General features: G+C 66.7%; 4 protein-coding genes and 1 CRISPR repeat array. Of the genes, 2 read left to right on the forward strand and 2 right to left on the reverse strand.

Translation table 11 applies throughout. From position 1 onward, the window contains the following. Positions 1 to 157: 157 nt before the first annotated feature. Positions 158 to 547: a CRISPR direct-repeat array (repeat unit 28 nt; unit sequence CTTCACTGCCGTATAGGCAGCTCAGAAA). A 298-nt stretch (positions 548 to 845) separates the two neighbouring features. Continuing rightward, on the reverse strand, positions 846 to 1,751 hold the full coding sequence (locus AC27IQ_RS18280) for a LysR family transcriptional regulator (protein WP_487090311.1): 906 nt from the start codon (positions 1,749 to 1,751) through the stop codon (positions 846 to 848). 269 nt (positions 1,752 to 2,020) lie between these two features. Between AC27IQ_RS18280 and aptA the strand changes: the two genes are divergently transcribed. Both aptA and AC27IQ_RS18290 read left to right on the forward strand, forming a co-directional pair. Then, positions 2,021 to 3,382: an omega-aminotransferase AptA gene (aptA, locus tag AC27IQ_RS18285; protein WP_487090308.1), complete on the forward strand. Its 1,362-nt coding sequence runs from the start codon at positions 2,021 to 2,023 to the stop codon at positions 3,380 to 3,382. A 91-nt stretch (positions 3,383 to 3,473) separates the two neighbouring features. Further along, positions 3,474 to 5,000, forward strand: a complete 1,527-nt coding sequence (locus AC27IQ_RS18290; protein ID WP_487090309.1) for a CoA-acylating methylmalonate-semialdehyde dehydrogenase — start codon at positions 3,474 to 3,476, stop codon at positions 4,998 to 5,000. A 99-nt stretch (positions 5,001 to 5,099) separates the two neighbouring features. Here AC27IQ_RS18290 and AC27IQ_RS18295 read toward each other — a convergent pair. Beyond that, a partial coding sequence (locus tag AC27IQ_RS18295) for an OmpA family protein (RefSeq protein WP_487090310.1) occupies positions 5,100 to 5,446 on the reverse strand: 347 nt, incomplete at its 5' end.

The following is a 5,446-nucleotide window of genomic DNA, read 5'->3' on the forward strand; positions in this document are numbered from 1 at the left end:
GCTGAAATCGTCTCGACAGCGTTGGTCATGCCTGTGAGCTTCATGCCGTATAGGCAGCTCAGAAATGCTGCTGGCTGGAGCGGATCGTCGCGCTGGCACTTCACTGCGTATAGGCAGCTCAGAAAATCATTGAGGTCGGCGACGTGGTGCTCCACCTCTTCACTGCCATATAGGCAGCTCAGAAAACAAGGCCGGCCGAAAAGTAAAACCGCTGAGACTTCACTGCCGTATAGGCAGCTCAGAAAACATGCGTTTCAACTTCTCAATCTCATTGCGACTTCACTGCCGTATAGGCAGCTCAGAAAGACAAGGCTGGTGCGGTTGCCGAAGGTTGCTACTTCACTGCCGTATAGGCAGCTCAGAAAACTGTGAGTTCAAGCCAAATGGCTTTGCCAGCCTTCACTGCCGTATAGGCAGCTCAGAAATATCCAGGCGGAGAGACACCGGTAGCTGATCCCTTCACTGCCGTATAGGCAGCTCAGAAATTGCTACCCGGCGGGACAAAACCCGCCCCAAACCTTCACTGCCGTATAGGCAGCTCAGAAATTGACAGGCGAAGTCGGGGGCGATGTTCGAAACTTCACTGCCGATAGGCAGCTCAGAAAGTTTTGGCTGGGCTGGTACCAGACCCCTGCGTCTTCACTGCCGTATAGGCAGCTCAGAAATTCGACGGCCGCCCTTGGCGTCGCTACGTGGACTTCACTGCCGTATACGCATCTCAGAAATGTGAGCATCGAGGTGTTGCCCGCGCCGTTCTCTTCACTGCCGTGTAAGCAGCTCAGCTATAGACAGCTCCAAATGACAAAAAAAGTGCCGCCAGACATGCCCGCCGTGGACGGTGTCCACTACCGTCCATGAGTGCTACCGCGAGAAGCATGCGCCACCACCAAACACCGCTGAAACGCCTGCGCCGCCCTCGGCGGCTCGGGCGACCTTCTTAGCAGACTCACGAACTGGCAGTCGTAGCGCAGCGCCTCGGGCCGCACGGCCTGCAGGCGGCCCCGGCGCTCGAACGCCTCGGCGTAGTGGTCGGGCAGGAAGCCCAGGTAGCGGCCCGAGAGCACCAGCGTGGCGATGGATTCCTGGTCGAAGCCCGTGGCGGTGCGGGTGAGGCGAGCCTGGTGGCTCAGCTCCATGTTGGGCGAGTGGTAGCCCAGGCCGGCGAAAGGGTGCGCGCGCACGGCGTCCCAGTCGAGCGCCGAGTGGTCCGCCCCGAACAGCGGGTGGCCCGCGCCGCAGTACAGCAGCATGGTCTCGCTGAACAGGTCGGTGTACAGCAGGCTCTGCGAGGCGCGGTGGGCGGGGATGATGCCCACCTGGTAGGTGCCGTCGATCACGCCGCGCTCGATGGCGTTGATCGAGCCCACGTGCATCTGCAGGTGCACGTCCGGCGCCTGGGCGGTGAAGGCGGCGATGGCCTCGCCGATGCGCGCGGCCGGGTTGCTGGCGGTCTTGTCGAACACGGCGACGGCCAGTTGGCCGCCCATGCGCGAGTGGATGCCGTCCACGCTGTCGCGAAAGCCCTGCACGGCGGCCAATAGGCGCAGGGTTTCGTCGTACACGCGCTGGCCTTCCGGAGTGAGCGCGAAGCCCGCCCGGCCACGCCGGCACAGGGTCAGCCCCAGGCGGGTTTCGAGGTCCTTCACGTGGCGGCTGACGGTGCTGGTGCCGATGTTCAGCTCCAGTTCGGCCGCGGCCATGCCGCCGCAATCGACCACGCTCTTGAACACCTGCAGCAGGCGCAGGTCCATGTCGCTCAACTGGCCGAGCACCGCGCGTTCGCGCGCGGCCTGGGCGCCGGGGACGGCAGCGTGGGCGAGGCGGGGGGCGGGGCGTCGTCGGGCATGGCGAGCGGGGTGGGCTTTACTTGCATGAATCGTCAAGTAAACATTGATATTTGTCCATTGGAGGGATTATCGACCGCCGGAACAATGGGGTCACCCGCCCGCTGGCAGGGCCGCCTGAGGCCTGTGCGGCAGCGCCTCGCGCCCCTTTTGTTTTCTTTGTGATTGGACCGACCATGAGCTTCACCGTCCTCGACTCCGCTCCCGAAGCCACCGCGCCGCGCATGGACGCGGCCTGGCTGGATGCGCACTGGATGCCCTTCACCGCCAACCGGCAGTTCAAGGCCGCGCCGCGCATGATCGTCTCGGGCCAGGGCGCCTACTACACCGACTCCGAAGGTCGCAAGATCTTCGACGGCCTCTCGGGCCTGTGGTGCGCGGGGCTGGGCCATGGCCGCAGGGACGTCGCCGAGGCGATCGGCAAGGCGGCCGCCACGCTCGACTATTCGCCAGCCTTCCAGTTCGGCCACCCGGCGTCGTTCGCGCTGGCCAACAAGATCAAGGAGCTCACGCCCGCGGGGCTCGACTACGTGTTCTTCACCGGCTCGGGCTCGGAGTCGGCCGACACCTCGCTCAAGATGGCGCGCGCCTACTGGCGTGCCAAGGGCCAGGCCGGCAAGACGCGCCTGATCGGCCGCGAGAAGGGCTACCACGGGGTGAACTTCGGCGGCATCTCGGTGGGCGGCATGGTGGGCAACCGCAAGACCTTCGGCCAGGGCGTGGAGGCAGACCACCTGCCGCACACGCAGCCGGCAATGGGCTCGTTCGTGCGTGGCATGGCCGAGGACGGCGGCCGGGCGCTGGCCGACAAGCTGCTGGACGTGATCGCGCTGCACGACGCCTCCAACATCGCGGCGGTGATCGTGGAGCCGTTCTCGGGCTCGGCCGGCGTGGTGATTCCGCCCAAGGGCTATCTGGAGCGCATCCGCGAGATCTGCACGCAGAACCACATCCTGCTGATCTTCGACGAGGTCATCACCGGCTTCGGCCGCTGCGGCGCGTGGACGGGGGCGGAGGCCTTCGGCGTGACGCCCGACATCCTCAACTTCGCCAAGCAGGTCACCAACGGCGCGCAGCCGCTGGGCGGCGTGGTCGCCTCCAAGGAGATCTACGACACCTTCATGGCGCAGGGCGGGCCCGAGTACATGCTCGAATTCCCGCACGGCTACACCTATTCGGCCCACCCCGTGGCCTGCGCCGCCGGCCTGGCGGTGCTCGACATCCTGCAAAAGGAAGACATGCCCGGCCGCGCCAAGGCGCTGGCGCCGTACTTCGAGCAGGCGGTGCACAGCTTGAAAGGCGCGCAGCATGTGCTGGACATCCGCAACTACGGTCTGGCCGCGGGCTTCACCATCGCGCCGCTGCCGGGCGAGCCGGCCCGCCGGCCCTACGAGATCGCCATGAACTGCTGGAAGAAGGGCTTTTACGTGCGCTACGGCGGCGACACGATCCAGCTGGCGCCGCCGTTCATCAGCGAACGCGCCGAGATCGACCGGCTGGTGAGCGCCCTGGGCGATGCGCTGGCCGAGACGGCTTGAGCCCCGCTGCCAGCGCTTGCTATTTATTTTGTAGCTGTATGCCCTAGTGGAATATGCACTGGGGGCACTTTTTACCCTGAACTCCATTCCCATGCACCAAGACCAGAACGTCACCGCCACCATCGGCCACCTGATCGACGGCCAGATCGTGGCCGACACCGTCCGCACGCAGCCCGTGTTCAACCCGGCCACGGGCCAGTCGTCCACCAGCGTGGCGCTGGCCTCGCAGGCGACGGTGGAGCAGGCCATCGCTTCGGCCGAGGCAGCCTTCCCCGCCTGGCGCAACACGCCGCCGCTCAAGCGCGCCCGCGTGATGTCCAGGCTCAAGGTGCTGCTGGAAGAGCACGCCGATGAAATCGCTGCCCTCATCACCGCCGAGCACGGCAAGGTGCTGAGCGATGCGCACGGCGAGCTGCAGCGCGGCATCGAGAACGTGGAATACGCCAGCTACGCGCCCGAGCTGCTCAAGGGCGAGCACAGCCGCAACGTGGGCCCGAACATCGACTCGTGGAGCGAGTTCCAGGCGCTGGGCGTCACCGCCGGCATCACGCCGTTCAACTTTCCGGCCATGGTGCCGCTGTGGATGTGGCCCATGGCCATCGCCTGCGGCAACACCTTCGTGCTGAAACCGTCCGAGCGCGACCCGAGCAGCACGCTGTTCATCGCCCAGCTGGCGCTGCAAGCCGGCCTGCCGCCTGGCGTGTTGAACGTGGTCAACGGCGACAAGACGGCGGTGGACACGCTGCTGCGCGACCCGCGCGTGAAGGCGGTGAGCTTCGTGGGCTCCACGCCGATCGCCGAGTACATCTATTCGGAAGGCTGCAAGCACGGCAAGCGCGTGCAGGCCCTGGGCGGCGCCAAGAACCATGCGGTGCTCATGCCCGATGCCGACGTGGACAACGCCGTGAGCGCCCTGATGGGCGCGGCGTATGGATCGTGCGGCGAGCGCTGCATGGCGATCCCGCTGCTGGTGGCGGTGGGCGATGCCGTGGGCGACGCGGTGATCGCCGGCCTGAAGACCGAGATCGCCAAGATGAAGGTCGGCCCCGGCACCCAGACCGACAACGGCGGCAACGACATGGGCCCGCTGGTCACCCAGGCGCACTTCGAGAAGGTGAAGGCCTATGTGGACAGCGGTGTGGCCGAAGGCGCGACGCTGGTGGTCGATGGCCGCGGCATGCAGGTGGCCGGCCATGAACAGGGCTACTTCCTGGGCGCCTGCCTGTTCGACCACGTGAAGCCCGGCATGAAGATCTACCAGGAAGAGATCTTCGGTCCCGTGCTGGGCGTGGTGCGCGTGAAGACGCTGCAGGAGGCCATGCAGCTCATCAACGACCACGAGTACGGCAACGGCACCTGCATCTTCACGCGCGACGGCGAGGCGGCCCGCTATTTCACCGACCACATCCAGGTCGGCATGGTGGGCGTGAACGTGCCGCTGCCGGTGCCCGTGGCCTACCACTCGTTCGGCGGCTGGAAGCGCAGCCTGTTCGGCGACCTGCATGCCTACGGCCCCGACGCCGTGCGCTTCTACACCAAGCGCAAGACCATCACGCAGCGCTGGCCCTCGGCCGGCGTGCGCGAGGGTGCGGTGTTCGCCTTCCCGAGCAACCGCTGAGCCCCCAAAGCACAGCGGCCCGGAGCGCGCAAGGCGCCCGGGCCGCCGGGTGGCCTGCCCGGGCGATGACTCCGGTGCAGGCGACGGAGGCGAGCGCGATCAGCGCGGCAGCACGGTCACCGCGTTGCGGGCCTGGTCGGTGCTGAACATCACGCGCAGGTTCTTCGCCGGCACGCCGCGCGACACCAGTTCCTTGCGCACGGCCAGGGCACGGGCCAGGGCGATCTCGCGGGCGTTCTTGGCGGTCTTGCGGTCGGCGTAGCCCTTGATCTCCCAGCGCTGGTTGCCGGCCTTGTCGGCGGTCAGGATGTCGAGCAGCGCCGGCGTGTCGGCCGGCAGTTCGGTCTCCAGGCCCGAGAACTCGGCCACGGTGCCGTCTTCGGGAATGCGCAGCGGCTCGGGCTCGGGCGCTGGCGGGGGCGCGACGGGCGCCGGGGCGGGCATCA

The organism is Acidovorax sp. KPB24-07, assembly GCF_057543315.1.

Coding starts and splice junctions, on each gene's coding strand:
- AC27IQ_RS18280 (WP_487090311.1), bottom strand. CDS start 1,751: ATGGACCTGCGCCTGCTGCAGGTGTTCAAGAGCGTGGTCGATTGCGGC.
- aptA (WP_487090308.1), top strand. CDS start 2,021: ATGAGCTTCACCGTCCTCGACTCCGCTCCCGAAGCCACCGCGCCGCGC.
- AC27IQ_RS18290 (WP_487090309.1), top strand. CDS start 3,474: ATGCACCAAGACCAGAACGTCACCGCCACCATCGGCCACCTGATCGAC.